The sequence below is a fragment of the Ignavibacteria bacterium genome, assembly GCA_017302895.1.
Taxonomy (GTDB): Bacteria; Bacteroidota; Ignavibacteria; order Ignavibacteriales; family Ignavibacteriaceae; genus UTCHB3.
The window spans coordinates 1,272,365-1,298,020 of sequence record JAFLBV010000001.1; the positions used below are offsets into that span (position 1 = coordinate 1,272,365).

The window sequence follows — 25,656 nt, forward strand, 5'->3', positions numbered from 1 at the left end:
TAAATTGAATAAGACAGTATAAATGAAGTTGAAATAAATATTGTTATCCAAAGAGTTTTATTTGCGCTTACACAACAGGAAAGAATTTTGAACGGAACTGCACATTACGAAGAGATATTAAAAAAGCTTGCACGCTTCGAGAACAGGCGAATGATGGCAGATCTGGCTTTTGGCGGTCAGGTTTTGTTGATTGCATCGCTGTTGCTTTTCACGCTTTTTTCACTTCTGGAATATTTGTTCTTTTTTGAACCAGTCGTGAGAACAGTACTTTTCTATACCTGGCTGGGTATCACCGGCGGGTCATTTGTTCATTTCATTCTTACCCCGCTCTACAAACGATTTATGATTGTACCTTCAGATCCGTTCAGATCGGCTGCACTTGCAGGCAGTCTGTTTCCCCAGGTGAAAGATGACCTGATGAACGCGATGCAGCTTGTAAAGGTGGATGACAGACGGGGATTCTCAGAAAAACTGGTTTCTGCCGCTTTTGAAGAGGTATATAAAAGAGTAAGCGATCTTGAATTTGGAAGTGCCGTTTCGTTTAATGCAGCTAAGAAATTGTTTGTGTGGACTTTGGCAAGTCTCATCCTGAGCGGCGGTTCCTTCATTTTCAGCAACGGGATGAGAGATGCAGCAGGAAGACTGCTCGATCATAATGCCGAATTCCTTCCACCCCAAAAATACAGTTTCGAAGTGAAGCCGGGGAATATTGAAGCTGCCAAGGGAGACAGCATTACAATATCTGTGAAGGTTTCCGGTCCTGAAGTACGGTCGCTCGATTTTTATTTTAAAGATGAATCACAACCCGCATTTGTGAAAGAAATTTTAAAATCAGGCAAAGACGGCAGCTTTTCCTTTACGATTTCAGCAATCAAGTATTCAACAGAGTACTATGCAATGGTTGAAGACTCCAAAAGCCTGATTTACAAGATTACCGTCACCGACAAACCCCTCGTAAGAACTTTTAAGCTTTCCATCACTCCACCCGGATATACAGGTGAGAGACCCTCTGAGCAAACAGACAATGGAAATGTCTCCGGAATAAAGGGAACAGCAATTTCATTTTCTCTCGAATCCAACAAAGAACTCGCATCAGCGTCACTCGAATTTCTTGAAGGAATGAACATCCCATTGGAAGTTTCCGGTACTTCTGCATCAGGTGCATTCAGAATCACAGGAGACAACGAGTACTTTATCAAGATTACCGACACCAAGGGATATACCAACACTTCACCCGTAAAGTACAGCATAAAGGCGTTTTTTGATGCTGATCCCGAAATAACGGTCGTAAGTCCTGATTCGAACACCGCCCTTCCCAGAAGCCAGAGGCAGGACATATCACTCATCATTTCCGATGATTTTGGTTTCAGCGGTCTGAACCTGCATTACAGAATTTCAAAGAGCAAGGATGCGGCTACAGTTCAACAGAAATTCAACTCCATACCTGTTCCGTTCAACAGACAGGTGAAAGAGACGGGAGTTGAATATACATGGAGCCTTGCACAACTCTTTCTCTCGCAGGGAGATGAGGTAACTTATTATCTTGAAGTGGCTGACAATGATGCAGTATCCGGGCCAAAAACTGCCAAATCAAGGGAATATATTGTAAGAGTCCCCACACTTGAAGAACTCTTTGCGACTGGTGACAAGAAACAGGAAGAGATTCTGAAAGAGCTGAATGATGTCCTGAAAGATGCAGAAAAACTGCAAAAGGAGATGGACAAGGCAAGCAAGGAGATGAAAAGCGACAAAAAGGATCTGAGCTTCGAGGAGAAGGAAAAACTTGAAAAGATGATCGATAACTTCGAGAAACTCCAGGATAAAGTGGAACAGTTGTCGCAAAAAATGGAAGATGTCCAAAATAACATGCAGGAAAACAATCTTCTCTCGCCTCAGACCATGGAAAAATTTATGGAACTCCAGAAGATGCTTCAGGAGATTTCAACCGACGAGATGAAAAAATTGATGGACAAGATGTCCAAAAATCTTGAAAACCTTAACCGCAAGGATGCTCAGCAAAATCTCGAAAACATGAAAATGGACGAGGAGACTTTCAAAAAGAGCCTTGAAAGAACCATGAATCTGCTGAAGCGGGTACAGGTTGAACAGAAAATAGACGAGCTTATAAAAAGGTCGCAGAATCTCAATGAACAGCTCGACAAGATGCAAAACGAGACTAAAAATGCTGATCAGAAGACGATGGATCAGCTCGCCAAAAAGCAGGATGAGATAAAAAAGCAGATGGAAGCTCTTGAGAAAGAGATGAAGGAGCTTCGTGAAAAAATGAAGGATATGAAGGATATGCCTAATGAACAGGCAGAAAAACTTCAAGATGAACTTGAAAAACAACAGAATGATGAACTCTCTGACGAGGCAAAGGAAAATCTGAAAAAGGGACAGAAACAGCAGGCAATGCAGAATCAGCAGAAGATGTCGAAGAATATGAAAAAGATGGAAGAAGGCTTGCAGGAGCTTCAAAATTCTATAAATGAAGCAAATCAGATGCAAACAATGGCTGACATGATGAAGATTATCAGCGACATTGTCGATCTTTCGAAGCAGCAGGAGAATCTGAAAAAGAAGACACAAAGCAGCAGCCCTTCGGCACTCCTCAATCAGGAGATGAGAGAGCAGGACAAAATTCAGCGGAATCTTGACAAGATGCTTGCCCGTCTGGGTGAACTAGCCCAAAAGTCATTTGCGGTCAGTCCCGAGATGGCAAAATCACTCGGCGGTGCCAGAAGAGAGATGGGTAAGTCTCTGGACAACATGCAAAACAGGAACAACAAACAGGCTGCAGGAAATCAGGGAGAAGCTATGTCGTTCCTCAATCAGGCTGCCGGTATGATGCAGGATGCCCTCGCACAGATGATGCAGCAGGGTAACGGCGGACAAGGCGGTATGATGTCGATGATGCAGCAGATGGGTCAAATGGCAGGACAGCAGATGACTCTAAATCAGCAGATGCAGGAGATGATGAAAGGGAGTGGCGGACAGTTGACACAGGAGCAGATGTCTCAGATTCAGAGATTGAGACAGGAACAGGAAAATATTAAAAAGTCGCTCGATCAGATGAACAAGGAAGCCAAGGCTGCAGGAAAGTCAAAGAGCATCCCTGCCAATCTCGACAAAATCTCACAGGAGATGCAGGAGATTATCACTGATATGAGAACAGGCAGAGTAAATGATGAACTTGTGAAGAAGCAGGATAAAATTCTCTCGAAGATGCTTGATGCGACCAGATCTGTAAATGAACGGGATTTTGAGAAGGAAAGAGAATCATTTACCGGAACGAATTCGAAAGGCAATTCGCCCGGTGCCCTTAAATTGGACGGGCAAAAGAAGGACAAAAGCTATTCTGACAACATCAATAAAGCCCTGCAAGGCGGGTTTACTAAAGATTTTGAGGATCTTACACGCAAATATTATAATCTGATCAAATAATCGATCAGAATTTATACCATTTCCTTTTTGAGCTGTCGTAATAGGTTCTGGTTCTGACGCCTTTGTTGGTTACACTTCCCTGGATGGGGATGTTGGCTTTTTTAGCATCGAGCAGCGTGGTGGTTATATAAAAAGTTGCAGATGTTCTGGTTCCTCTAGTTCTGCTTTTATTGTAGCTTTTAATAAAGTATTTGTCCGTAAGCATTTGGGTTGGAGGCGTCCATTTGGCGAACGATTTGTTGCCTCCGCCACCGGAAGCTGCAGGAGTATAAAAATGCTTCATCGCATCATTGAGCAGATAGTCACCCCGAACACCAAGCTGGTCAAGAGTCGATTGGAAAGAGAAGTATTCCCAAAGCGTTAACCCGGAAAAGACAGCCAGCCCCACGAGGATTACTCCCAGAACGATAAGTAATAATTGTTGTTGTCCCATACCTTAAACTCCTATTGAAAAAGCAAAATCCATTTTAAGAAACCCCTCACATACTCCAAAGAATCCGGTTTTTCATTAATTAAACCCTGTTTTACTTCGTCTGTGATCGCAGGGAAGAAACTTTCGAGTTTTGATACGATCATTTCTCTGTTTGCGGTTGTGGTTTTGGTCAGGAGATAAAGCAGAGAGAGCGCATCGAGTTCTGTGGAATTTACGATAAATGAAGCGAGGGTCTCAGGATCCAGCCCCTTCTCATTCATTATATTAATTCTGCTTTTCTGAGCGGAGTCGGTAAATGCATAAACCGGAATATAGAGCAGATTTCCTTTAGCGATTGAAACCGAGTAGTTTGACGCAAGAGATATTCTGTGGTTCTCGATTACGATCTCAGCCCAGCCAAAATTGAGTTTGATCTGATTTAGAATCCGGGAGCATTGAAGTTGTGCCATTTCTGTTGTGATTCTCACATCTCCGAACCGGATGGAATATGGAGGCTGGTCAGCAAATTCGACAAATTTCCCTGTGTCCAGATTTGTCATCAGTTCGAATCCGGTGCCGTTGACATCAAATATATTCTGTTCCTTGTGTCCCTTAATCAACTTGAGAGTACTTTTCGGGTAGAGTTTTATTGTTGCCTCAGAGGGAATAATGATTTCAGCGGTCGAGGCTTCTTCGGTGCTTGCCACCTCATTCTCATTAAGATCAGTTTCCGTTGTCCCGTTGATTGAAACATCGCCTTCGAGTGCCCTGACGCTCCAGGGGGTGTTAAATTTCGAATACTCCAGGTATCCATATACTCCTGCTCCAGTTAGAACAAGAATCAGAAGTATAACCAAAAGTTTCTGAACATCGATAAAAGATGCTTTGTAACCGAGAGATTTTGCTTTGCCGATCGCTTTGCCGCCGATACCCGAGGAGGTTTGACTTGCAGTTGACCGTGCAAGTGATTGAAGTTCCTGATTCCTAATCTCTTTCTTGCGGGAGCGTCTCTCTTTTATTTTGTTCTCATTGATCAGTTCATCCTGAATCTCATCCAGAATTCCTGCTCTTACCGGTGTCGATGCAAAGATATCTCGAACAAGATCGATAAAATCGGCGAATTTATCCAGAAATTCAGGTTTTTTGTTTTCAACCAACTGTTCAGGTGATGCACCGGGAATATTATAAGAGGAAACAAGTTTAATAAAATCACTTTTATGGTCAACGATGCATTCTTTAAAGGGAGTAAAATAACAGAGTCGCTCCAGTTTGTCGTTCAGAATCTGTACCACGCCCTCTTCTGTTTGATCGGTAATAAAACCTGCAATGATTTCGGGGGTATAATCAAATTGAAGATAGAGCGTGAGGACGACTCTTTCGAGATCGGTGAATGAGGCATAGACTGCTTCAACCTCCGAAAATTGTGGCGAGAGGGGGGGTAATTCCTGATCCCCGCCGTTATAGAGGGGGTGCTCCCGCAAATTATAAAGGCTGACAATTGCAGAGATTTTGCGCAGCCATTCAAATAAATCCTTTCCCTCTTTAATATGAGCAACATTGTCTGCCGCAAGCACAAAAATCTCTTTAAGTGTCTCTTCCGCCCGGTCCGGAGAGGGAATTATCTTGTAAACAAGATGATAAATCTCCTTATAGAAATTTGGCACCAGCTTAAAGAAGGCGTACTTGTCACCCTTCCGGGCGGCTTTGAAAAGGGATTCGGCGTTTGAGTCAGTTCGTTGTGTCATGATTAAAAATTTTGAGAATGAACTGAATAATATCGAAATATTTTCTTATAAACAAATCCAGTCAACGGGCCCCCTCCAATAACTCAGGCTTTTGATGCACGAAAACCATTCCACACAAAATAAATCCTTTTGTCACTATTGATTTTAATCTGGAATTATTCTTCACTAAATTTTAACTTTGTACTAAACATTCTAGAAAATAATGGAGGTCTTAATGGACAGATATAAAAGTTATCTGTTTCTCTTTCTCTTTCTGGTTGCCGGAAGTGTGTCCGCACAGCTAAAGGTTGACTATGAATATTACAAACTTGACAACGGGCTAAAGGTTGTTCTCTCTCAGAACAAAACAGCACCCGTGGTTACAGTGGCTGTCTATTATAACATCGGATTCAGAATTGAACCGAGAGACAGGACAGGTTTTGCGCATCTTTTTGAACACATGATGTTTCAGGGTTCGAAAAATCTGGGTAAAATGGAATTTATCAAACTTGTTCAGTCGAACGGCGGAATCCTTAACGGCTCCACAAGATTTGACTTCACAAATTATTTCGCTATCGTTCCGTCACATAAACTTGAAACGATTCTCTGGGCAGAAGCTGACAGAATGTCGGGACTTGATATCACACAGGAAAACCTCGTGAATCAGCAGGGTGTGGTAACGAATGAAGTGAAAGTAAATGTGCTGAATCAGCCTTATGGCGGTTTTCCGTGGCTCGATCTTCCCCAGGCCGCAAATGAAAACTGGTATAATGCCCACAACTTTTACGGTGATCTGAAAGACCTCGATGCTGCCACCCTTGCAGATGTGAAAGACTTCTTCAGCAAATATTACATACCAAATAATGCTGCCCTCGTTATCACCGGCGATTTTGAAAAACCTGAAGCAAAGGAATTCGTAAAGAAATATTTCGGAAAAATTCCTGCCGGGAAGCAACAAAAACTGCCAGACATTTCAGAACCGAGACAGGAAAAAGAGAGAATCTCGGTGAAAGTTGATTCGTTAGCCAACAAACCGGCGATAGCATTTGGTTATAAAATGCCTGCAGTCGGAACACCCGAATATTTTGCGATGGGAATCATCGATCAGGTACTTCTTCAGGGACAGGACAGCAGACTTTATCAGAAACTGATTTCCGAAAAGGGATACTACTCCGGTGTATATGGTGGAATAAATTCCGGACTCGGAAACATGTTCAACTATAACGGACCAATGCTGTGGGATTTCTACCTCCTGCATGAAAGCAATGTCACTCCTGAAGAGATTATTGCTTCTGTCGATGAAGTTGTGAAAGGGGTCATCGAAAAACCTTTGGCAAAAGATGAAATTTCCAGAGCACTTGTAAAGATGCGTTCCAACCTCTATGATGTAGTGGAAGGAACTTTTGGTTTCGGACTTGCCGACCTTCTCGCTTGTTATGCACTCTTCAATGATGATCCGGGAAAGATTAATACCATTGAAGACTCCTTCAAAAAGGTGACACCTGAACTGATCCAAAAAACCGCAAAGGAATATTTGAGATCGAGTAACAGGACTATTATCAAACTTGATGCAAAAGCAGCGAAATAAGGAGACAGCAATATGAAAATGAAAATATTATCACTCGTTTTGGCAGCTTTTCTTCTTTCAGGTCCGCTTTTTGCACAAAAAGAACAGCCACCTGTCGGCGGTACTCCGAAGAATTTTACCGTTCCTTCATATAAAACTGTTACTCTCAGAAACGGGATGAAAGTTACTCTTGTACCCTATGGCCAGACTCCGAAAGCAACCGTAAGACTGATCGTAAGAACCGGTAGTTTGAATGAACCAGCGGGACAGGTTTGGATATCGGACTTCGCAGCAGATCTTTTGCTTGAAGGAACAAAATCCAAATCAGCTCAGGCGATTGCCGAAGAAGTAGCTGCCTATGGTGGCGAACTTTTTGCAAATGCAGGTACTGACCAGTCACAGCTCGGAGCTGATGTCCTTTCAGAATTCACCCCGAACCTCGTGAAAACGATGGCTGATGTGGTAATGAACCCTAAATTCGATCAAAAAGACTTTGAGAGAATCAAAGGAAATTATCTTACAAATCTTGCAGTATCACAAAAATCACCTGATGCAATGGCAGACAAGGAACTCTATAAACTTGTGTACGGTGATCATCCATACGGTATTACCGAGCCAACGGAAGCAGCTTTGAAAGGTTACACCGTTGACATGGTAAAAAAATATCACGAAGACAATTTCGGTGCATGGAGATCACACCTTTACATTTCGGGTGTTTTCGATGAAAAATCTGTGATGGCTGCAATTGAACAGGCATTCGGGAAGTGGAAAGCCGGACCGGATATTTTAACTAATCCTGCCACGCCTCAGAGAGTTAAGAAATTCTCCCTCGTCGACAGACCGGGATCGAAACAGTCGAAAATCATTTATGGAATCCCCGCTGTCGATCCTTCGATGCCCGACTATGTTCCATTTATGGTGATGAACTCACTTCTTGGCGGCTCATTTGGCTCACGTATTACCGCAAACATTCGTGAGAACAAGGGCTACACCTACTCACCCGGAAGCAGCGTTATGACAAGATACCGCTCCGGTTTCTGGAGTGAGGAAGCTGATGTTACGAGCAGTGTTACGGGTGCAGCTATTAAAGAGATTCAGTTTGAAATCAAAAGACTGCGTGATGAAGCTCCCTCTGAAAAAGAACTTGACGGCATCAAAAACTATGAAGCCGGAATTTTTGTTCTTAGAAATTCAAGCCGTGCCGGCGTAATCGGTCAGTTGAGTTTCATCAATTTCCACGGATTGTCGGATGATTATCTTAAAAATTATGTTCAAAAGATAATCAATACAAAACCTGCAGATGTTTCAGCCATGGTTAAAAAATATCTCGACCTTGACAGATTCACTACTGTTATTGTTGGCGATAAAAAAGAAGTTGAACCTCAACTCGAGAGTTTGGATCTGAAATAACATTAATTTCGGGGGCATGAAGAAATTACTTCGTGCTCCCGGTATTTTTTTGGAAGGAAAATCAATGATATTCGACAAGCTTGAAAATTACAAAACCTACGCATCGATAAGTGAAAACCTGAAAAAGGGATTTGAATATCTCACCGACACTTACACACTTGATACCCCGGAGGGTATTTATGAGATAGATGGCAAGGATGTGTATGCAATCGTGACATCGTATAAAACAAAGGCTTACAGCGAGGGTGACTTTGAATCTCACAGGAAGTATCTCGATGTTCAATATATTCCGAAAGGTGAGGAGAATATAGGGATAACCGGGCTTGAAAACCTCAAACCAAAATCAGATTTTGATACAGAAAAAGACATTGTCTTCTACGAAGGGAATGGCGATCTACTAAGACTTCCCGAGGGATATTTTATGGTGCTCTTCCCTCAGGATGGTCACAAACCGGGCATTATGACAGGTTCTGAAAAGCAGTTAGTGAAGAAAGTCGTTGTGAAGGTTGTGGTTTAGTCAGTCACTCCTGCTTTAATCAGCACTTTGTGTAAAGCCAATCCGGGACAAAATCAGGCTTTTACTCAGAAAGAGAAATCCACCTGAATTGAAGGCATAAGCATCCACGCATCAGCTTTGGTGTCGTTTCCCACGGTTTTCAACAGTTTTATTCCCACCAGTGCATTTGCATTATCCATAAATTTGTAGATAACACCCGGACTGAAGAAGTAGAATCCGATATTCACATCGTTTCTTTTGTCAGTTTTAATGTACTCAATCCCTGTGTTCCAAACAGGCAGCCACCATGGACGGTCACCCACATAATTGGAGGGAACGAAACCAAGGAGGCTCTGTGTAAAGTATCCTGCCCCGATGTAAAAATTGACAGGACTTTCATAAGCTGAATTGAAGCTGAGTGTCACATATGGATTCAGATTTGTAGTGGCGGCGTTGTCGCTGTAGATTGAAATGAACTCCTTCTTTGAGCCATCATTGTAGGTTTCCACCCGTTTTACCACAGTTTCGGCGTTGTAGAGATGTTTTTGAACCAGCACCCCCGCATCAATTCTGAATGCAGTTGATCCATTCAAACCACCCACACCAAACCCGGCAGCACCACCAATTGCACTTTGATTCCCGATATTCGAGAAATGAAAACCTCCGGTGAAGAAGATGCTTTTTGTGAGTGGAATGTCGATATCCACTCCGGCAACGATGTCAGGGAAAGACCACTCGAGATTTTGTTCTCTGAAAAATGGCTTTAGTGAATCCCTCGGGCTCAGGCTGGAATAGAAACTCCCCGAGGTTGATGTCGTAATGCTTTTGTTTTGGTTTATTACCAGTTTCGGAGAAACTTTTATTTCTGAATTGCCGTTGTTTCTGTGGATGGTTCTTACAGGGGGTGTGTTGATCGGAGCCTGCACATCCACATCGCCGAGATAGATGGTTTCCTGCACTTTTACGGTGTCACAACCGGTGTAAAAGAGGATGAAAAAAGCTGCAACAATAACATTTGTGAGAACTTTTGAAAACTTCATGGAGAAGCCTCCGGTTAGGTTAACTACTTTTTTAGTTCTTCCCGTCTTTCTTTCAGAAGTGTAGTCACCTTGTCATATACGGGTTGAGGTGACCTGTTTATCAGTATTGCTTCGAGCAGACGGGCATTATTGATTTTTGCAAAAAAGCCGATTTGGATATTTTTCGCTATACTTTCTGCGATCATTATACCGTTAAATTTCCCCGAAAATGTTCCACCCTTCAAATTCTCGATATCGGAGTAGAGCAGCTCCTTTTCTCCGGATGAGAGAAAAAACTCTGAACAGACGAGCCGGTCCTCAAGTGCGTGAATCCTGAAGGGAACGATTCGCCATATTTTGAAGAAAAAAGAATTGATGATAAGAAATATAACGACAACGGAAGAAAAAAAGAGGATGTCAACAGTTCTTGAAGATGGATTGAGCAAAAAGGGAATTATGTACAGAGCCAGCACCATCGAGACAGGAATATTCCCGAATCTGTAAACAGTCTTCAGTAAAGGGTTATAGGTAAAAATGTGGTCAATTTTTTCCTTTTCCATCCCTAAAACCTGTTCATTACTTCCACGACTTTGTAGATATCATCCTTAGTGTGGAAATATGAGATCGGAAGACTGAGAGTTGTGTTGTGTATCTCCTCGGATATGGGGTACTCACCTTCGATTATGCCCTGCATCGCTTTTTGTTTGTGAGGAGCAACAGGGTAGTGGATGTCTGTTTTAATCTCATTTTTCAGGAGATATTCGCGGAGTTTGTCTCTTTTCTTGTGTCTGACATTGTAGATGTGATAGACATCGTAATGGTCATCAGAGCGGTATGGCTTTATAAAATCAGATTTTAAACCGTTGTGATAGATCTCGGCAAGCTCCCTTTTGTGCTCGTTTATTTCGTCGAGCTTTCGCAACTTAATCGAGAGAAAACCTGCCTGCATCTCATCGAGGCGGGAGTTGTAGCCGACTACCTCATTATAGTATTTAATGTCGGAACCGTAATTCCGGAGTCGTAAAATCTTTTTGTAGAGGTCTTCATTCTGCATGAGCATGGCTCCTGCATCACCGAGAGCCCCGAGATTTTTTGTCGGATAGAAACTGAACGCTCCGTAGTCACCGAATGTTCCGGTGAGTCGGTCTCTCCACTTGGCACCATGGCTTTGGGCGGCATCTTCGATCAGTCTGAGATCAAATTTCTTCGCTATTCTTGTGATAAAGCCCATTTCGCACGGCTTACCGTAGAGATGGACAACCATTATTGCCCGGGTTCTGTTTGTGATTTTTTCTTCAATCTTTCGTGAGTCGATGTTGTAAGTTTTAATGTCGGGCTCAACGAGTACGGGTTTCAGTCCCGCATGAAGAATGGCGAGAATAGTTGCAATATAAGTATTTGAAGGCACTATCACTTCGGAATTCGGGGGGAATTCAAATGCCTTCAGTGCAAGAAGAAGAGCGTCGAGACCAGAAGCTACACCGAGACAGTAGGCGACACGATGGTAGTCCGCAAATTCCTCTTCGAATTTTTTAACATTATTCCCGAGTATATACCAGCCTGATTTGAGGGTTTCGGCGAATGATTTTTGGTATTCTTCAAAAAACGGCTGATTCAGTTTCCCCAGATTTTCGTACTCGATCACTTGTACTCCTCGTGTATATAATCGTCGATATCATATTCGGATGATGCAAGTACAAGAAGAATTGCGTCATCACTGAATTTGTGCATGATGTGCCAGTCCTGAGGCTCGAGTATAAGACATCTAGAAGGACTGTCAAGAAGGAAATTCTCTTTGGTTGTGCCGTTGTTGTTGTAAACTTCCACACTCCCTTTGAGGCAGATAGTTGCCTGAACGGTCTTTTTGTGGCGGTGTTTGGCTCTTGGGAGGTCCTTGCTGTTATTGTAGATATAATAAACCCGTTTAATTTCGAAAGGGAGCACCTTTTCAATAACAGTCAGGCTGCCTCTTTCGTCATCTTTGGTTTGCAGATCAATAAAATATGCCATTAACTCCTCAAGAATGTTTTCTCTTCAAACACATTGTAGACACCGGTTAGTTTCCTGTAAAGATAAATCAACGGTGTTTTGGGTAGAATTTTGTTTTCTCTTGCACCGTGGGGGTCGAAACCGGGATAATCGACTAAAATATCTTTTTTTATTTGATTTAGCTTGTGAATATACGGTTTATAGAAGATATTTAAAACATCATCTGTCAGGATTCTTCTTCCAAGCTCGATTTTGCCGTCCTTGAAGAACCTCAAGTAGTGGTAGTGATAAAAAATTACATCGAATTTTTCACCGGATGAACCCACCGTTCCTGTAATTTTATCTGATTTTTTTTCAAATTCGTATTGCTGCACATTCCAGGCTGCGAGACCACCCCCGTGGTGTTGCATCACATGCACACCTTCGAATCTTTCTGTCCAGTCATCCAGGTAGAGCTGATCTCCAAATTTTCCGTCCTCATAACGGTCGTAGCACCACTCGAGGCATCTTTCCCGCCACCATGTCAGGGCTTTTCTTCCTTTTTCATCATTTTTGAAAGTGACAAACTGAACGCAGTATTTTCCGCTTTTCACTTCCTTGTTGTACTGAGGGGAATACCTGTGCTCTGTCAGCAGTATCGATTTGTCGCCAAGCTCATTAAAGATTGGTTCAGGTGACGAGTAAAAACAGATGTCTGCATCTATGTAAGTGCAGTGGTCAACTCCGAATTTATCCAGTACATAGAGAACGGTTGAAGATGTAGCCGTCCAGCAATACTCTGCGATTGATCTGGTCGGTTTGACCTTCATAAGTTCGGGGTCTTCAAATTCCTTTAGACTGATTACCTCGGTATTTTTAAGTTTCATAGCCGTCAGGATTTTATAGGACCTGTCGTCGAAAGCAAATATAAAAAGCCTGAAATCGGGGATAAACTTCATCATCGACTGATGCAGTGCCAGTCCGCGGGTCAGGTAGTTGGAATCGAAAAGGGTGCAGAAATTATATGTCATTGGTTGAACAGTTTCGCGAATTTCTCCTTCACGGCAGGAAGGAATTTCAGTTTGAGAAGTTCTTTTTTCAGTTTCCCCTCTGAAAATTTGATCATTTCATTAAAAAGGGGATTCGAAAACCTCTCCCGACCGTGATGGGCAATAGATAGCGAGTGTCCGTACTGTTTTTCAAGAACGGCAAATACCCAACCGAGAAGGTGATCCCTCAAAGAGAGCTTTTCGCTGAAGTCGTTGAAATATTTTAACTCAGCCCAGCCGGGTGAATTTTTATGAGAATAGAAAATAAACTTTTTCAATTTATTTGGAAGATGCAGGCTCTCAACATCGTCTTCCCTGAGCCGTTGCGAACCCTTTACGGTCATGGCCCCAAGCCAGAAGGGGAGCGCATCGAAATATTCAAAAACCTTGTAAAGCTTGTCTTCACCTTTATATGAATCGATGATGCCAGGCTCAAGCTCAACCACGAGAGCCTTTTTCTGAACATCCTCCGGGAGCGACTTGAAAATACTAAGGTCGATCCCTTGTGTGTCGGTCTTTAACCAGTCAATTTTTTTTATCTTTAGATCGCTCAAAACTTTTGGAAGCGTTGTGTTTTTAACCGACACCTTTTTATCCACTCCAAATTTTGAGGCAAAAGCCCATTCCTCGAGTGCTTTATTATCGGGCTCGAGAGTACTCGAACAATAGGGAGAAGCGGTCAGATAGAAATCCGTCTTGTCCCCTTCAGAGGCAGAAACGAGGGAATTGTAGATATAGAGTTTTTTAAAACCTTTTGATTCATCGGAAATGTAGCCGAACTCCCTGTCGTCAGCATCAAAAGCGAGGCATACCGCGTGTTTTGCGAAAGGCTTCCACTCTTTGTGGATGCTTCCAGAGGCACCGATATCCACCAGAACAGGTGGGTCTTTGGTCAACTCTTTGGAAAGGAAAATTCTGTCTATAAGATTCATACGGTTTTTCTCAGTAAAAAGAGTGGCAAAAGAGAGAAAAGGTTTGGAAACATCCCCGTGAGAGAGTCCTTGAAACTGTTATTCGAAAAAACAGTGGAAAATTTTTCGATTTCAAGTCCGCCGACACTTCCAACGAGTTCCTTGAAATCACTTATCGAAAGTTGATGGATATGACCTGTTGAATACCACGAATATCCAAACAGGCAGGGTTTGGGCATTCTCCCGTGTAACAGCATATCGAGACGGTTTCTGTAAAATCCAAAGTTGGGAAATGATACAATCTGCTTCTTGGAGATGCGTTTCATCTCTTTTAGCAGCACCTCGGGATACATTACCATTTGTATTGTCACATTGCAAACCGAAATATCAAACTCGTCATCGGCAAAAGGAAGAGGTTCGTCGATTCGTCCCAAACGGGCATCAATTCCTTTTTTCTTTGATATCTCAACGCCTGACTCTGAAATTTCGAGACCAACTGCCCGGGTACACTTCCTCTTTTGCATCAGGGAATGCAGCAACGAACCATTTCCACAGCCGAGATCAATAATCGAGGAGGGGGAATCAATGAAGCCTTCGATTACTTCATACTCCTTCCGCACTTCGCTCTCAATGCCGGTATAGTCATACTTTCGGTTGTCGTTATGTTCGGGGCTGTTTATGTCTTTGGTCATCAAAAATAAAAATTTAAATCACCAAAAATAAGAAGAAAGTGTGATTAATGAGCTATGAACTATGATCTATGAACTATGAGCTGTTTTTTGGGGACGCAGATACACGCAGATTATACGGAGTTTCGCAGAGGGGATGGTAACACAGATTTCACGGATTTAACACGGATTTCACGAAAGGGAAAAAACTCTGATTTCGGAAAAGGAGCGACAATCGTCTCGATTGTCCAACCGACCAGCGATACCCTTGTGGTGACATGATTTTTGAACACGATAATCAAGATGAATAAGGATGCGAAGGATATTTCCCCCGAAGCGGGGTTACATGTTCGAAGAAAAAGGAAGGATAATCCATAATTACCCCCGGAGTGGGGTTACATGTTCGTAGAAAAAGGAAGGATAATCCATATTTACCCCCGAAGCGGGGTTACATGTTCGTAGATGAAGAAATATAATACATTCAATACCCCCGGAGCGGGGTTACATGTTCGTAGAAACGGCGACAATTCACAATTAAATTTCCCCCATCCTTTAGAAGGAGGGGGGCAAGGGGGGTGGTCAGCGGTGTGCCATGTTCGTTGAGGGCTTACAAAAAAAGGCTGCCTGAACTTAGACAGCCTCAAAATGATTGTTCCGGCTTAAAAAGTAGATTTCTAAACTACTCCACCTCCTGCAATTAATCTAAAAGTTCCCAGGATTACAGCGAGACCGCACAACACGACTCCCGCTATTGCTTTTCCCCTATCACTTTGCGGAGCTGAACTTAGAGCAATAATACTGATTAACAAACCAAAAGCAGCAAACGGGATATTTAACCAGTTGAGACTGCCAAGACAGGGGAAAAATGCCACGATCATTCCGACTAGAGCAAGGATACCCCAAACCAAAGAGAGGACTGCCATTTTTTACCTCATTTTTTCTTTTTGTTGTAGATGATGTAGAGTCGCTTTATTGCGAATACACAATTGATCACAAATATAGAGTAAAGTGCTGTTCCGGCTCGGTTGTAGCCGAGGGATTTGGAAATATCAAAGTTTGAAATTGCTACAAAGGAGCGGGTCATTCCACAGAGGGAGCATTCCGTTCCGTATTCGGCCACGGAAATGCAGACCGGGGAGAGCCTGAGAGCTGTCTCATCAAAAAAAGAAAGGAATATCACTCCGAATGCAATTACACCGAAAATGATCATCAAATAATCAAATTCCTCGGAGCAAGTTATTTTCTTAAATATACTTAACATTCCGATTAAGCAATTTAGTTAATGAATATCTGCAAAAGTACAAAATCAGGATTTACTTTACAATCGCATTACATCTTTTTATGCAGTTTAACCGGTTTAACGGATTTGCTTCTGAGTTTCAGGTTCAGAGTCTCAACAAAAATTGAGAATGCCATCGAGAAATAGATATATCCTTTTGGGATGTGATAGTCGAAACCGTCGGCTATGAGGGTGAAACCGATCATAAGGAGGAATGAAAGGGCAAGCATTTTTATCGTCGGGTGTTTGTCCACAAAATTACTGACAGGAGAGGCAAATATCAACATGAATATCACTGATATCACAACTGCTGTAATCATTATTTCAATCTGTGAAACGATTCCAACCGCTGTAATGATTGAATCGAGAGAAAAAACAATATCGAGAATCAATATTTGTACTATTGTCATTCCGAATGATTTAGCAACCTGTCCCCCTGCAGAGTGTTCCTCACCTTCGAGTTTGTCATGAATCTCGAAAGTGCTTTTCCCCAAAAGAAACAGACCGCCAATTATCAGAATCAGGTCGCGACCGCTGATTTCGTTTCCAAACATCGTGAAAATGGGGGATGTCAGTTTCATTATCCAGGTGATGGAGAGAAGGAGGAGTATTCTGGTCACCATTGCGAGAACGAGACCCACATTCCTTGCTTTTGCCTGCATCTCTTTGGGCAGTTTACCTGCCAGAATTGAGATGAAGATTATGTTATCTATTCCAAGTACGACTTCGAGTGCGACAAGGGTGGCGAGAGCTATCAAGGCTTCGGGGTTGGTAATCCATTCCATTAAATAAATTCCTCTTTGTTATTCTGCTGATTGTTATCTGAGTAATGCGACTTGCAAAAATAAGAAAAAAGATGAGAAGGCGGAAAATAGAGGGCAGAATAATTGATGGCAGAAATTCGAAGGCTGAAGGCTGAAAACTGAGGGCTGAATATTGAAGGCAGAAGGCAGAATAATTGAAGGCTGAAATTTCGCTATTCATCCTTCGCCATTCATCCTTCGCCATTCATCCCTCGTCATTCATCCCTCAGCCCTCGCTATTCTTTCTTCGTTTATTCTGACTTATCGTTATATTTCATGCTTGATTAAAAGAAAATTATATGAAAAAGACATTTATATTTTTGTGGTTTTTTGCCATTTCTGTTTTAAGTCAGACGGTGGTGCAGGATTGGGAAAAAGTTTTTGATGACACCCATGTCGGGCGGATTGACATAACGATAGCTCCGGCATATCTTGCGTGGATATATTCGCATGTGACCAGTGACAGTGAATTTGTGGCAAAAGTGCGTTTCAGAAACAATCATTTTGATGAGACACTCGATTCCATCGGGTTCAGATTAAGGGGCAACACTTCCCGGAATGCACAGAAAAAATCGTTTAAAGTGTCGATAAACAGTTTTTTTAAGGGGAGGAATTTTCATGGACTCGAGAAACTGAATCTGAACGGAGAGCACAACGATCCTTCGATTGTGAGGAGCAAACTTTGTTTTGACCTTTTCCGAAGTGCAGGTTTGAGGGGCTCACGGTCAAACCACATGGAAGTCTACATAAACAACAAGTATTATGGTTTGTATTTGAATACCGAACATATTGACGAGGAATTTTTGTCTCGACAATACGCCGATGACTCAGGGAATCTTTGGAAGTGTCTTTATCCGGCAGACCTCGTGTATCTTGGTGAAAATCCACAGCCCTATATCACTCTTGGTGGTGGCAGGCCGGCTTATGAACTTTCGACAAATGAAGCGGGGATGGATTTCTCGAAATTGATCAGGCTTACGAGAATTCTCAAAAACACTCCATCCACAAAGCTATTGGATTCGTTGGAAACAACCTTGGATGTTCTCGATGCATTAAAGTATTTTTCGATGAATGTTCTGGTTGGTCAGTGGGACGACTACTGGTCGAACATGAACAACTACTATCTCTATCATGAGCCGGCAGAAAATCTGATGCATGTCATTCCATATGATTATGACAACACATTCGGTATCGACTGGTTTAACACCAACTGGTCGTCCGCAAATCCATATACATTTCCGAAAATTGGTGCCGGTGAGCGACCACTCATAGAAAAGATGCTTGTGGTTCCCGAGATCAGAAATCTTTATACCCATCTGCTAACATATTATAAAACAAATGTTTTCACTCTGCCGGTGTTAAATCAGAGGATAGACTCACTGCGGGATATGATTACTCCATCGGCACTTTTGGATACTTTTCGTGTGCTCGATTACGGTTTTTCGTTCAACCAGTTTCTGAATTCCTTCTCGGCATCTTCCTTTTCCCTTCAGCATGTGAAAATGGGGATTAAACAGTATATTCTTGCGAGGACGAATTCCATCGGCAGTCAATTGAATTATGTTTCCTCCGATCCCATTGTTTACAAGATTGACTATTCACCCAAAAATCCTTCCGGCACCGATTCCATCAGGGTGGAAGTGTCGGCATTCTCCAATGCCGGTCTCGACAGCGTTTCACTTCAGTTTGAAAATTTGGGTACAGGAAGTATCTCAAAAATACCGATGGTGTTTTCTCCCGTTTTGGGAACGAAAAAAGTGGAGGAGAGCGACCGGTACACAGCAGTTATACCTCCTTTGGGTGCAAATTTCAGAGGGAAATTAACATTCAGGACGAGAGACATGTCGGGCAAAGTGGCTGTTTATCCAAAAGCAAGGAAAATGGTTGTTTCAACTCCCGGTGTTGTAACGGCGGGCTTAAAAATAAATGAAGTGCTGGCGGATAACACGACAATCCCCGACAGTTCAGGTGATTTCGACGACTGGATAGAGCTCTACAATTCCTCTAATGATACAATTCTTTTGACCGGGAAATATCTTACCGACAAGAGTGATAATCTGGTAAAGTGGAGATTTACACAACCGGGACTCAAGATGGTTCCGAAGCAGTTTCTGGTCATCTGGTGTGATGAGGAGGAAACAGAACCGGGTATTCACACAAATTTCAAATTAAGCAAGTCGGGTGAACTTGTCTTTCTGACCGATACCAACGGGGTTGATATCATTGATTCAATTTCGTTTGGACCTCAAACAACAAATATGTCCCTTGCAAGAACCATAGACGGAGCCGGTGTCTGGATGCAGATGGCGCCAACACCCGGATATTCCAATGTACCCGTCTCGGTTGAGGATGAAGTTGCTCCTGCAGGATACGGTCTGATGCAAAATTTCCCTAATCCTTTTAATCCTTCAACTGTAATTCGCTATTCATTGAAGGAAGGCGGGATGGTCTCGCTGAAAGTATACTCCTCTCTCGGAGAGGAAATAGCCGAACTGGGTGGCGATTTCAAACCTGCCGGCAGTTATCAAACAGAGTTTAATGCACAAAATCTGCCATCGGGGGTTTATTTCCTGAGGCTTTCAGTAAACGGTTTTTCAATGTCACGAAAAATGATTCTTTTAAGGTGATCGAATGGTCAGAATTTTCTTCTTCCTCCTCTTTGCATTTACGCTTTTTGCTCAGGCACCTGAACTTAAAGTAGAGCTAAAAAACACATCTCAGGTCTATTGCCTTGCCGTATCAGATGACGGGAAATTCCTGGCGACGGGCTCGATCGGAAAGGTGTTCATTTGGGATTTGGAAGAGGGAAGACTGATAAACTGCATTAAAAACCTGATTTATCCGGTTTATTCGATGGGATTTACGACCGACTCGAAATCACTTCTGATGGCGATGGGAAACAACAATGTCGAACTTTGGGATTTGGAAACCCTGACAAAAACCACGACATATTTTGGGCACTCCTACATGGTAAAGGAGTTGAAGGTCGCAAAAAACGGAAAATATTTTGTCTCGCTCGACTATAAAAACAAAATTATTCTGTGGGACATTAATAAAGGGAAGGCTCTAAGGGAGTTTGAGCCTGCCTCGGCTTTGGTGCACTCTGTCGATTTTTCACCTTCGGGGAAAGAAATCATTATCGGACAAATGGAAGGGACCATCCCGGTAATCGAGCTTGCATCAGGAAAAGAAGTTAAGAAAATAAACGGGACCCGGACAACAAGTGATGATTATAAACCCGGGATGTCTGAAGACAGCCTGATGATGATGGCTGTTCGTGACTATTCCATTGGAAATATTGTCTTGCATGAGGCAGGAAAAGTGATTGCCTTTCATGCAAACATGATAACGCAGTGGGACCTGGCAACAGAGGTTCAGGAGAAATTTGTTCCTTTGAAATTCACACCCTACCGTGCAACGGCAACAAAAGACGGCAAAAAGGTGGCACTTAGAGGCGGGAAAGCGTTGAAACTTCTCGACAGGGTGTCGATGAAAATTACTGATTCAATTACTCTCTCACCCAATGATTTTCAACCGCTTGCCGTTGATCCGAAGGGGAAGTATTTCCTCACGGGGGAGATGGACGGAAGTGTAAAGTTTTTCGAAACACAGACCGGCAAAGAGGTGATGACTCTTTTTGCATTCGATTCAACCGACTGGGCAGTGGTAACACCTGATGGCTATTTTGATGCATCACAGGGGGCTATGGGACTCTTGTATTATGTTCAGGAACTGGATATCATTCCTCTTGAGGCATATTTTGAGCAGTCATACATCCCCTCCCTCTTTAGATCGGTCAGAGCGGGAGGCGATTCCAAAAGTTATATACCAACAAAAAAGGAAATTTTTACCAATGTGATGGTTCCCCCGTCAGTAAAGCTCACTTCCACAAACGAATCAAAAATTTCGAAAAATCCCGAAGAAACAGTAAATATAACCATCTCGGATGAGGGTGGAGGCATCGACGAACTGAGGCTTTATCAGAATGGTAAACTGGTCGATGTAAAATATTACAAAGACAACAAACCGAAGGCCGGTAACAAAATAAAAGAAGTGTTTCCTGCACAATTGACGGTTGGCAACAATATCTTTAAAGCAAGTGCCTTCAGCAAGGGTAGGCTTGAGGGAAAATCGAACACAATTTTAATCAAGTATGATGCACCAAAACCCGTTTCCAACCTTTACATCCTTGCTATTGGAGTTAACGAGTATGAGAACAGTAAATATAATCTGAATTTTGCCGGTGCTGATGCTGAACTGATCAGCAAAGAAATCTCCGGAGTAAAGAACAATATTTTCAAGTCCGTTGTTGTAAAAACCTTGTATGACACGGAAGCTACGATTAAAAATGTAAGAGCCGCTCTCGACACCATTGTGGCGAACGCAAAACCCGAGGATACATTTGTCTTTTATTTCTCAGGACATGGTGCCTCGGATGATGATCCCGATCAAAACATGCAGGAGTTTTATTTTATTCTTCATGAAGTGCAACAAATTTACGGAAATCCTTCTGCCAGAAATCCCTACGCACTTTCAGGAAAGGAAATGAAAGAATATTCGCTGAAGATAAAAGCGCAGAAACAGTTGATACTTATTGATGCCTGTCAATCAGGGCAGGCTCTCGAGAATTTTGCCATGCGAGGTGCTCAATCTGAAAAGGCAATTATTGACCTTTCAAAAAGCAGAGGTTTGTATATCATGGCAGCTTCCGAAGCTGACCAGACCGCAAAAGAGATAAAGGACCTCGGGCACGGGGTTTTTACCTTCTCCCTCATCGAAGGGTTAAAATGTGCCGCTGATTTCTTTGATAAAGACGGTGTCATAAATGTGAAGGAACTGAACATGTTCGTCAACAAAAAAGTTAAGGAAACGGCACAGAAATTTAATATTACTCCCCAGCGTCCAGTGAGTTGGGAATATTTGAATGACTTCCCCATAAAGGTGTGCGATTAGGGAGATATCTTCAACCGCAGAGAACACAAAGAACGCAAAGAGTAAAATAAACACAAAGCACACAGAGGAGATTGTGAAGATGTAATTATCTTTTAGGAAGCTGATTACTCTCGGATCCCACTGATTCAGCACATATGACACGGATTTTTCTTTCCCAAAGAGAATTCCGTTTTTTATTTTAAACCTGTTGGTAATTTCAACTATCTAACAATTTAATCGAATTTAATTTAGAACAGTCAACAGTTCCTCCGAGCAGTTCCCAGGCAAATTCTTTCGTTCTGAAGAACAGGATTCTTTCTTCTCATACCGTTGATTTCACTTACCCATGGATAAGAAACAATAACCTGAAATTTTTTCAAGTTGTCACCGCAAGTTTTGAATAATTTAATTGTCAAATGAATGTACAAAACAACAATTCCCTGAATGAATGACCTCGAGATAGTAAGCAGACTTAAAGCCGGTGATAGTGAAGCATTCCGTTTTGTTGTTGATCGCTACCAGAATATGGTGATGAATTGTGCGTACAAGTTTTTGCAGAATGAAGAATCAGCAGAAGATATCACCCAGGATGTATTTATCGAGGTTTTCGAATCGATTGGCTCATTCCGCGTGGAATCAAAACTTTCGACCTGGATATACAGAATTACAATCTCAAAATCGTTGAATTTCCTGAAAAGCGCAAAAAGGAAGAAAAGGTTTGCGATTACGATAAGGTTGTTCGGTAAAGAAAATGTGGAGGATCGGGTAACGGGCAAAGAATCTGATACTCCTGCGGGTGAACTCGAAAAAAAAGAAATGATAGCGGTTTTGAATCTTGCCCTGGACCGGTTGCCTGAAAACCAAAAGGTGGCATTTCTCCTTTCCAAGAATGATGAGATGAGTTATGAAGAGATTTCGGAAGTAATGAATCTGAGCATTTCGGCAGTTGAGTCACTGCTCCACAGAGCAAAGGTAAACCTGAGAAGGATTCTATTCAACTATTACAAAAAAAATCTTTAGAAATACGGCTGATAATGACAAAAAATGAACAAATTTTCGATCTGGTTGAGAAGACGCTGAATTCCCTGGACCATATGAAGAAACTTGACGGGAACCCGTTTTTATATACCAGAGTAATGGAGAACCGGGCACGAAAGTTGGAGATAAGGAGACCTGCGTACAGACTGGTCCCGGGTTTTGGCCAGTTGCTGATGATCCTGATCATTCTCATTAATTGTGCAACGCTTATCTGGTTTTTTAAGGTAAACTCGCAAAATGAAACCCAAAAAGAACTTGTAAGAGACTTAAAGGAAGTTTTTCAGGTTGAACAAGACCGGATTAATTATTAGATGAGACAGACATGGATTGGATAAATCAGAACAAATTTAAGAGTTGGTTGATAGCCTTTCTTGTTGTGGTAAATCTGGTAACACTTTCACTCTTTTGGATCTACACTTCAAAAGACAGGGAGACTCCACCCAAACAGCAATCGAAAGGGGGCAGCGAGTCGATTAATCTAATGAAAAAAGTCCTTGATCTTAACAGCGATCAAACCGATCGATTGGAAAAAATGCAGACGAACAAAGTTGAACAGATTAAATTGAGGAACGACTCGCTTACCACACTGAAAAAACTGCTGGCTGAAGAGTTGTTTAAAGATAAACCGGACACTTCTGCCGCAAAGATATTTGCGCTCGAGATTGGCAGACTGCAGACTGAAGTCGAATTGCTCAGGTTCGAACATTTTAATGATCTGATTTCGATTTGCTCACCGGAGCAAAAAGAGAAACTGAAACCTGTTTTGGTGGAATTCTTTGGTAAAAAACCTCCAAAGGATATACCCAAGGAGGGGAAAGATGTGAAACCTGACAAGCAGAGGAAGGAACCGCCGGAGAAGAAAATTGAGGAGGAAAGGCCCGATGCAAAACAGGATTCACCAAAAAAGGTTCGACCCGCACCTCCGTCCATCGATGAGAAAGTTGCCAAATATGTCAACAGGCTTAATCTGACTCCCGATCAGACTGAGAAAATCCGTCAGATATTTATCCGCTCCAATCAAAAGGGAGAACAGTTAAGAAATCAGAAGATGAATGATCGCGAGACAAGAGAAGCAGAGAAACAAAAGATTAGAAACGAGGAAGATGCAGCAGTAATGGAAATTCTGGATTCTGATCAGAAAATTGAATTTCAGAAAATGTTGCAAAAAAGAAGGAACCAGACCCTTTGAGACTATTATTCAAATATTTAATCGCTTTAACACTTTTTAATCTTGCGAACCTGTTCGCTTCTCCGGCAGGTCTGGACACCTCGTTGTTCGTTAGTGAACAAGTGTTGAGTCGTCCAACTGCCACTTCGGTTACTGTCTCAATAGTGCCAAAAAAAGTGATGCAGATTTATTTTGAATACGGGACTGCTCCTTCTGTTTATTCATATCAGACTGTAACCCGGTCATCGGTGCCCAATACACCTGTGCGGTATGAAATCTCGGGACTAACCCCAAACAGCCGCTGGTTTTACAGAATAAGATACAAGGAGAGCGGCAACACCCAGTTTTTAAGCGGTCCGGAGTGTACTTTCCACACACAGAGAGCCAAAGGGAGCAGTTTTAAGTTTGATTTGATGTCGGATTCCCACCTTTATGATAAAAAAGGGAATTCTTCCGCAATGAAAGTGACTCTCCAGAACATAAAGAACGACACAACTGATTTTGTGATGGATCTGGGAGATACCTTTGGAGATGACAGAAATCCACCGGCGATGACTCAACAACAAATGATGAAGCTGCATCTGAACTACCTTCCTTATATCGGGATGGCAGCAAATTCCTCTCATTATTTCTTTTGCCTGGGGAATCATGAAGGGGAAAACGGGTACTTCCTGATACAGAATCCGCCAAATAATCTGGCAATTTGGGGCACACTGGCAAGAAAATTTTATTATGCAAATCCGGTGCCCGATCAATTTTACACAGGCAATCAGAATGTTGAAGGTTTTGGCATCGGTCAGCCCGAGAATTATTATGCCTGGACCTGGGGTGACGCTCAGTTCATAGTCCTGGATGCCTACAGATACTCGTTCGCAAGTGCAAGTTCCGGTAACTGGGACTGGACTCTTGGTCAGGAGCAGTACAACTGGTTCAAGCAAACCCTCGAAAACAGCACTTCAAAGTACAAGTTTGTATTCGCTCATCATGTCAGGGGATGGGGAAGGGGTGGCATAATTCCTGCCGGATATTTCGAATGGGGCGGTAGAAACATGGATTCATCATGGGGGTTCAGCACAAACCGTCCCGGATGGGCAGCGCCCGTACATCAACTGATGGTCAATCACGGAGTGAACATCTTTTTTCAGGGACATGATCATCTTTTTGCTCAGGAGATACTCGACGGAGTTGTGTATCAGGAAATTCCCATGCCGAGCGATTCAACATATGAAATCGGAATGCTCGCCAATGCCGATGCGTACACTTCTGTTAAAGTCCGGGGGACAGGGCATATCAGGGTAACAGTTGACAGCGACAGTGCAAAAGTGGAATTTGTTTCAGCATGGTTACCTGCGGATACGAATTCCATTTTCCATAATGGAGCAGTGGCTTTCTCATACAAGGTTGCTCCGAATCCGGTTTCAGTTGAAGAGTCCCATGAAATGCCGACGACGATGAAACTTGATCAAAACTACCCGAATCCTTTTTCAGCTTCCTCCCCGGGAGGAACCCCCGAAACCGTGATAGGTTTCAGTGTTCCTGAGGCGGGGCATGTCACGCTGAAAGTTTATGATATTCTCGGGCGGACAGTCTCGATTTTGGCTGATGAGTATAAAGAAGCCGGGCACTATAGATATCAGTTCAGATTGACTAGTGAAGAACGGGATGGCATCAACACAGGCTTTTCATCGGGTGTGTACATTTATCAGTTGAAAATGAACTCAACCGTTCTTACCAAAAAAGCGATTTTTATAAAATAATCCAACAAGAT

The 25,656-nt window shown here is 42.5% G+C and carries 22 protein-coding genes; 10 read left to right on the forward strand and 12 right to left on the reverse strand.

Annotated features, from left to right (window positions below):
* Window positions 1-87 precede the first annotated feature (87 nt).
* Window positions 88-3,444, forward strand: a complete 3,357-nt coding sequence (locus J0L60_04975; protein ID MBN8545470.1) for a hypothetical protein — start codon at window positions 88-90, stop codon at window positions 3,442-3,444.
* 4 nt (window positions 3,445-3,448) lie between these two features.
* Here J0L60_04975 and J0L60_04980 read toward each other — a convergent pair whose 3' ends face one another.
* Together J0L60_04980 and J0L60_04985 are read right to left on the reverse strand one after the other, a co-directional pair.
* Window positions 3,449-3,877 (reverse strand): hypothetical protein, encoded by a 429-nt coding sequence (locus J0L60_04980; protein ID MBN8545471.1) that lies wholly within the window; start codon window positions 3,875-3,877, stop codon window positions 3,449-3,451.
* 11 nt (window positions 3,878-3,888) lie between these two features.
* Window positions 3,889-5,601, reverse strand: a complete 1,713-nt coding sequence (locus tag J0L60_04985; protein MBN8545472.1) for a hypothetical protein — start codon at window positions 5,599-5,601, stop codon at window positions 3,889-3,891.
* A gap of 214 nt (window positions 5,602-5,815) precedes the next feature.
* Between J0L60_04985 and J0L60_04990 the strand changes: the two genes are divergently transcribed.
* The 3 genes from J0L60_04990 to J0L60_05000 are packed head-to-tail and all read left to right on the forward strand — an operon-like array spanning window position 5,816 to window position 9,074.
* Window positions 5,816-7,168 (forward strand): insulinase family protein, encoded by a 1,353-nt coding sequence (locus J0L60_04990; GenBank protein ID MBN8545473.1) that lies wholly within the window; start codon window positions 5,816-5,818, stop codon window positions 7,166-7,168.
* Window positions 7,169-7,180: 12 nt separating this feature from the next.
* Window positions 7,181-8,557, forward strand: coding sequence for an insulinase family protein (locus tag J0L60_04995; protein MBN8545474.1), 1,377 nt, complete (start codon window positions 7,181-7,183; stop codon window positions 8,555-8,557).
* A 16-nt stretch (window positions 8,558-8,573) separates the two neighbouring features.
* On the forward strand, window positions 8,574-9,074 hold the full coding sequence (locus tag J0L60_05000) for a YhcH/YjgK/YiaL family protein (protein ID MBN8545475.1): 501 nt from the start codon (window positions 8,574-8,576) through the stop codon (window positions 9,072-9,074).
* Window positions 9,075-9,139: 65 nt separating this feature from the next.
* Here J0L60_05000 and J0L60_05005 read toward each other — a convergent pair whose 3' ends face one another.
* The 10 genes from J0L60_05005 to J0L60_05050 form a co-directional block, all read right to left on the reverse strand.
* On the reverse strand, window positions 9,140-10,093 hold the full coding sequence (locus tag J0L60_05005) for a hypothetical protein (GenBank protein ID MBN8545476.1): 954 nt from the start codon (window positions 10,091-10,093) through the stop codon (window positions 9,140-9,142).
* Window positions 10,094-10,116: 23 nt separating this feature from the next.
* Window positions 10,117-10,632 (reverse strand): hypothetical protein, encoded by a 516-nt coding sequence (locus tag J0L60_05010; protein MBN8545477.1) that lies wholly within the window; start codon window positions 10,630-10,632, stop codon window positions 10,117-10,119.
* Between the two features lie 2 nt (window positions 10,633-10,634).
* Window positions 10,635-11,717 (reverse strand): DegT/DnrJ/EryC1/StrS family aminotransferase, encoded by a 1,083-nt coding sequence (locus J0L60_05015; GenBank protein ID MBN8545478.1) that lies wholly within the window; start codon window positions 11,715-11,717, stop codon window positions 10,635-10,637.
* Complete coding sequence (locus J0L60_05020; protein ID MBN8545479.1) at window positions 11,714-12,082, reverse strand: FdtA/QdtA family cupin domain-containing protein; 369 nt, start codon at window positions 12,080-12,082, stop codon at window positions 11,714-11,716. Before J0L60_05020 ends, J0L60_05015 begins: the two co-directional genes overlap by 4 nt.
* Window positions 12,082-13,071 carry a glycosyl transferase gene (locus J0L60_05025; protein MBN8545480.1) on the reverse strand — a complete coding sequence of 330 codons (990 nt, stop codon included), beginning with the start codon at window positions 13,069-13,071 and terminating at the stop codon, window positions 12,082-12,084. The genes J0L60_05020 and J0L60_05025 overlap by 1 nt, the downstream gene beginning before the upstream one ends.
* Window positions 13,068-14,021 carry an FkbM family methyltransferase gene (locus J0L60_05030; protein MBN8545481.1) on the reverse strand — a complete coding sequence of 318 codons (954 nt, stop codon included), beginning with the start codon at window positions 14,019-14,021 and terminating at the stop codon, window positions 13,068-13,070. The genes J0L60_05025 and J0L60_05030 overlap by 4 nt, the downstream gene beginning before the upstream one ends.
* Window positions 14,018-14,692, reverse strand: coding sequence for a methyltransferase domain-containing protein (locus J0L60_05035; GenBank protein MBN8545482.1), 675 nt, complete (start codon window positions 14,690-14,692; stop codon window positions 14,018-14,020). Before J0L60_05035 ends, J0L60_05030 begins: the two co-directional genes overlap by 4 nt.
* Before the next feature lie 650 nt (window positions 14,693-15,342).
* Entirely contained in the window at window positions 15,343-15,591 is a 249-nt protein-coding gene (locus J0L60_05040) for a hypothetical protein (protein MBN8545483.1), read from the reverse strand.
* An 8-nt stretch (window positions 15,592-15,599) separates the two neighbouring features.
* Window positions 15,600-15,878, reverse strand: coding sequence for a DUF2752 domain-containing protein (locus tag J0L60_05045; protein MBN8545484.1), 279 nt, complete (start codon window positions 15,876-15,878; stop codon window positions 15,600-15,602).
* Window positions 15,879-15,997: 119 nt separating this feature from the next.
* Window positions 15,998-16,732 carry a TerC family protein gene (locus tag J0L60_05050; GenBank protein ID MBN8545485.1) on the reverse strand — a complete coding sequence of 245 codons (735 nt, stop codon included), beginning with the start codon at window positions 16,730-16,732 and terminating at the stop codon, window positions 15,998-16,000.
* A gap of 317 nt (window positions 16,733-17,049) precedes the next feature.
* Here J0L60_05050 and J0L60_05055 point away from each other — a divergent pair, with 317 nt between their 5' ends.
* The 6 genes from J0L60_05055 (at window position 17,050) to J0L60_05080 (ending at window position 25,645) form a co-directional block, all read left to right on the forward strand.
* Window positions 17,050-19,377, forward strand: a complete 2,328-nt coding sequence (locus tag J0L60_05055; GenBank protein ID MBN8545486.1) for a CotH kinase family protein — start codon at window positions 17,050-17,052, stop codon at window positions 19,375-19,377.
* Between the two features lie 4 nt (window positions 19,378-19,381).
* Entirely contained in the window at window positions 19,382-21,703 is a 2,322-nt protein-coding gene (locus J0L60_05060; protein MBN8545487.1) for a caspase family protein, read from the forward strand.
* Window positions 21,704-22,126: 423 nt separating this feature from the next.
* Window positions 22,127-22,702 carry an RNA polymerase sigma factor gene (locus tag J0L60_05065; protein MBN8545488.1) on the forward strand — a complete coding sequence of 192 codons (576 nt, stop codon included), beginning with the start codon at window positions 22,127-22,129 and terminating at the stop codon, window positions 22,700-22,702.
* A gap of 14 nt (window positions 22,703-22,716) precedes the next feature.
* Window positions 22,717-23,031 carry a hypothetical protein gene (locus J0L60_05070; protein MBN8545489.1) on the forward strand — a complete coding sequence of 105 codons (315 nt, stop codon included), beginning with the start codon at window positions 22,717-22,719 and terminating at the stop codon, window positions 23,029-23,031.
* 11 nt (window positions 23,032-23,042) lie between these two features.
* Window positions 23,043-23,909 (forward strand): periplasmic heavy metal sensor, encoded by an 867-nt coding sequence (locus J0L60_05075; protein ID MBN8545490.1) that lies wholly within the window; start codon window positions 23,043-23,045, stop codon window positions 23,907-23,909.
* Complete coding sequence (locus tag J0L60_05080; GenBank protein MBN8545491.1) at window positions 23,906-25,645, forward strand: metallophosphoesterase; 1,740 nt, start codon at window positions 23,906-23,908, stop codon at window positions 25,643-25,645. The genes J0L60_05075 and J0L60_05080 overlap by 4 nt, the downstream gene beginning before the upstream one ends.
* The last annotated feature ends 11 nt before the right edge of the window (window positions 25,646-25,656 follow it).

Excerpts from the sequence above, each read along its gene's own strand:
- J0L60_04980 (MBN8545471.1), bottom strand. The coding sequence starts at position 3,877 with ATGGGACAACAACAATTATTACTTATCGTTCTGGGAGTAATCCTCGTG.
- J0L60_04985 (MBN8545472.1), bottom strand. The coding sequence starts at position 5,601 with ATGACACAACGAACTGACTCAAACGCCGAATCCCTTTTCAAAGCCGCC.
- J0L60_04990 (MBN8545473.1), top strand. The coding sequence starts at position 5,816 with ATGGACAGATATAAAAGTTATCTGTTTCTCTTTCTCTTTCTGGTTGCC.
- J0L60_04995 (MBN8545474.1), top strand. The coding sequence starts at position 7,181 with ATGAAAATGAAAATATTATCACTCGTTTTGGCAGCTTTTCTTCTTTCA.
- J0L60_05000 (MBN8545475.1), top strand. The coding sequence starts at position 8,574 with ATGAAGAAATTACTTCGTGCTCCCGGTATTTTTTTGGAAGGAAAATCA.
- J0L60_05005 (MBN8545476.1), bottom strand. The coding sequence starts at position 10,093 with ATGAAGTTTTCAAAAGTTCTCACAAATGTTATTGTTGCAGCTTTTTTC.
- J0L60_05010 (MBN8545477.1), bottom strand. The coding sequence starts at position 10,632 with ATGGAAAAGGAAAAAATTGACCACATTTTTACCTATAACCCTTTACTG.
- J0L60_05020 (MBN8545479.1), bottom strand. The coding sequence starts at position 12,082 with ATGGCATATTTTATTGATCTGCAAACCAAAGATGACGAAAGAGGCAGC.
- J0L60_05025 (MBN8545480.1), bottom strand. The coding sequence starts at position 13,071 with ATGACATATAATTTCTGCACCCTTTTCGATTCCAACTACCTGACCCGC.
- J0L60_05030 (MBN8545481.1), bottom strand. The coding sequence starts at position 14,021 with ATGAATCTTATAGACAGAATTTTCCTTTCCAAAGAGTTGACCAAAGAC.
- J0L60_05035 (MBN8545482.1), bottom strand. The coding sequence starts at position 14,692 with ATGACCAAAGACATAAACAGCCCCGAACATAACGACAACCGAAAGTAT.
- J0L60_05040 (MBN8545483.1), bottom strand. The coding sequence starts at position 15,591 with ATGGCAGTCCTCTCTTTGGTTTGGGGTATCCTTGCTCTAGTCGGAATG.
- J0L60_05045 (MBN8545484.1), bottom strand. The coding sequence starts at position 15,878 with ATGATCATTTTCGGTGTAATTGCATTCGGAGTGATATTCCTTTCTTTT.
- J0L60_05050 (MBN8545485.1), bottom strand. The coding sequence starts at position 16,732 with ATGGAATGGATTACCAACCCCGAAGCCTTGATAGCTCTCGCCACCCTT.
- J0L60_05055 (MBN8545486.1), top strand. The coding sequence starts at position 17,050 with ATGAAAAAGACATTTATATTTTTGTGGTTTTTTGCCATTTCTGTTTTA.
- J0L60_05060 (MBN8545487.1), top strand. The coding sequence starts at position 19,382 with ATGGTCAGAATTTTCTTCTTCCTCCTCTTTGCATTTACGCTTTTTGCT.
- J0L60_05065 (MBN8545488.1), top strand. The coding sequence starts at position 22,127 with ATGAATGACCTCGAGATAGTAAGCAGACTTAAAGCCGGTGATAGTGAA.
- J0L60_05070 (MBN8545489.1), top strand. The coding sequence starts at position 22,717 with ATGACAAAAAATGAACAAATTTTCGATCTGGTTGAGAAGACGCTGAAT.
- J0L60_05075 (MBN8545490.1), top strand. The coding sequence starts at position 23,043 with ATGGATTGGATAAATCAGAACAAATTTAAGAGTTGGTTGATAGCCTTT.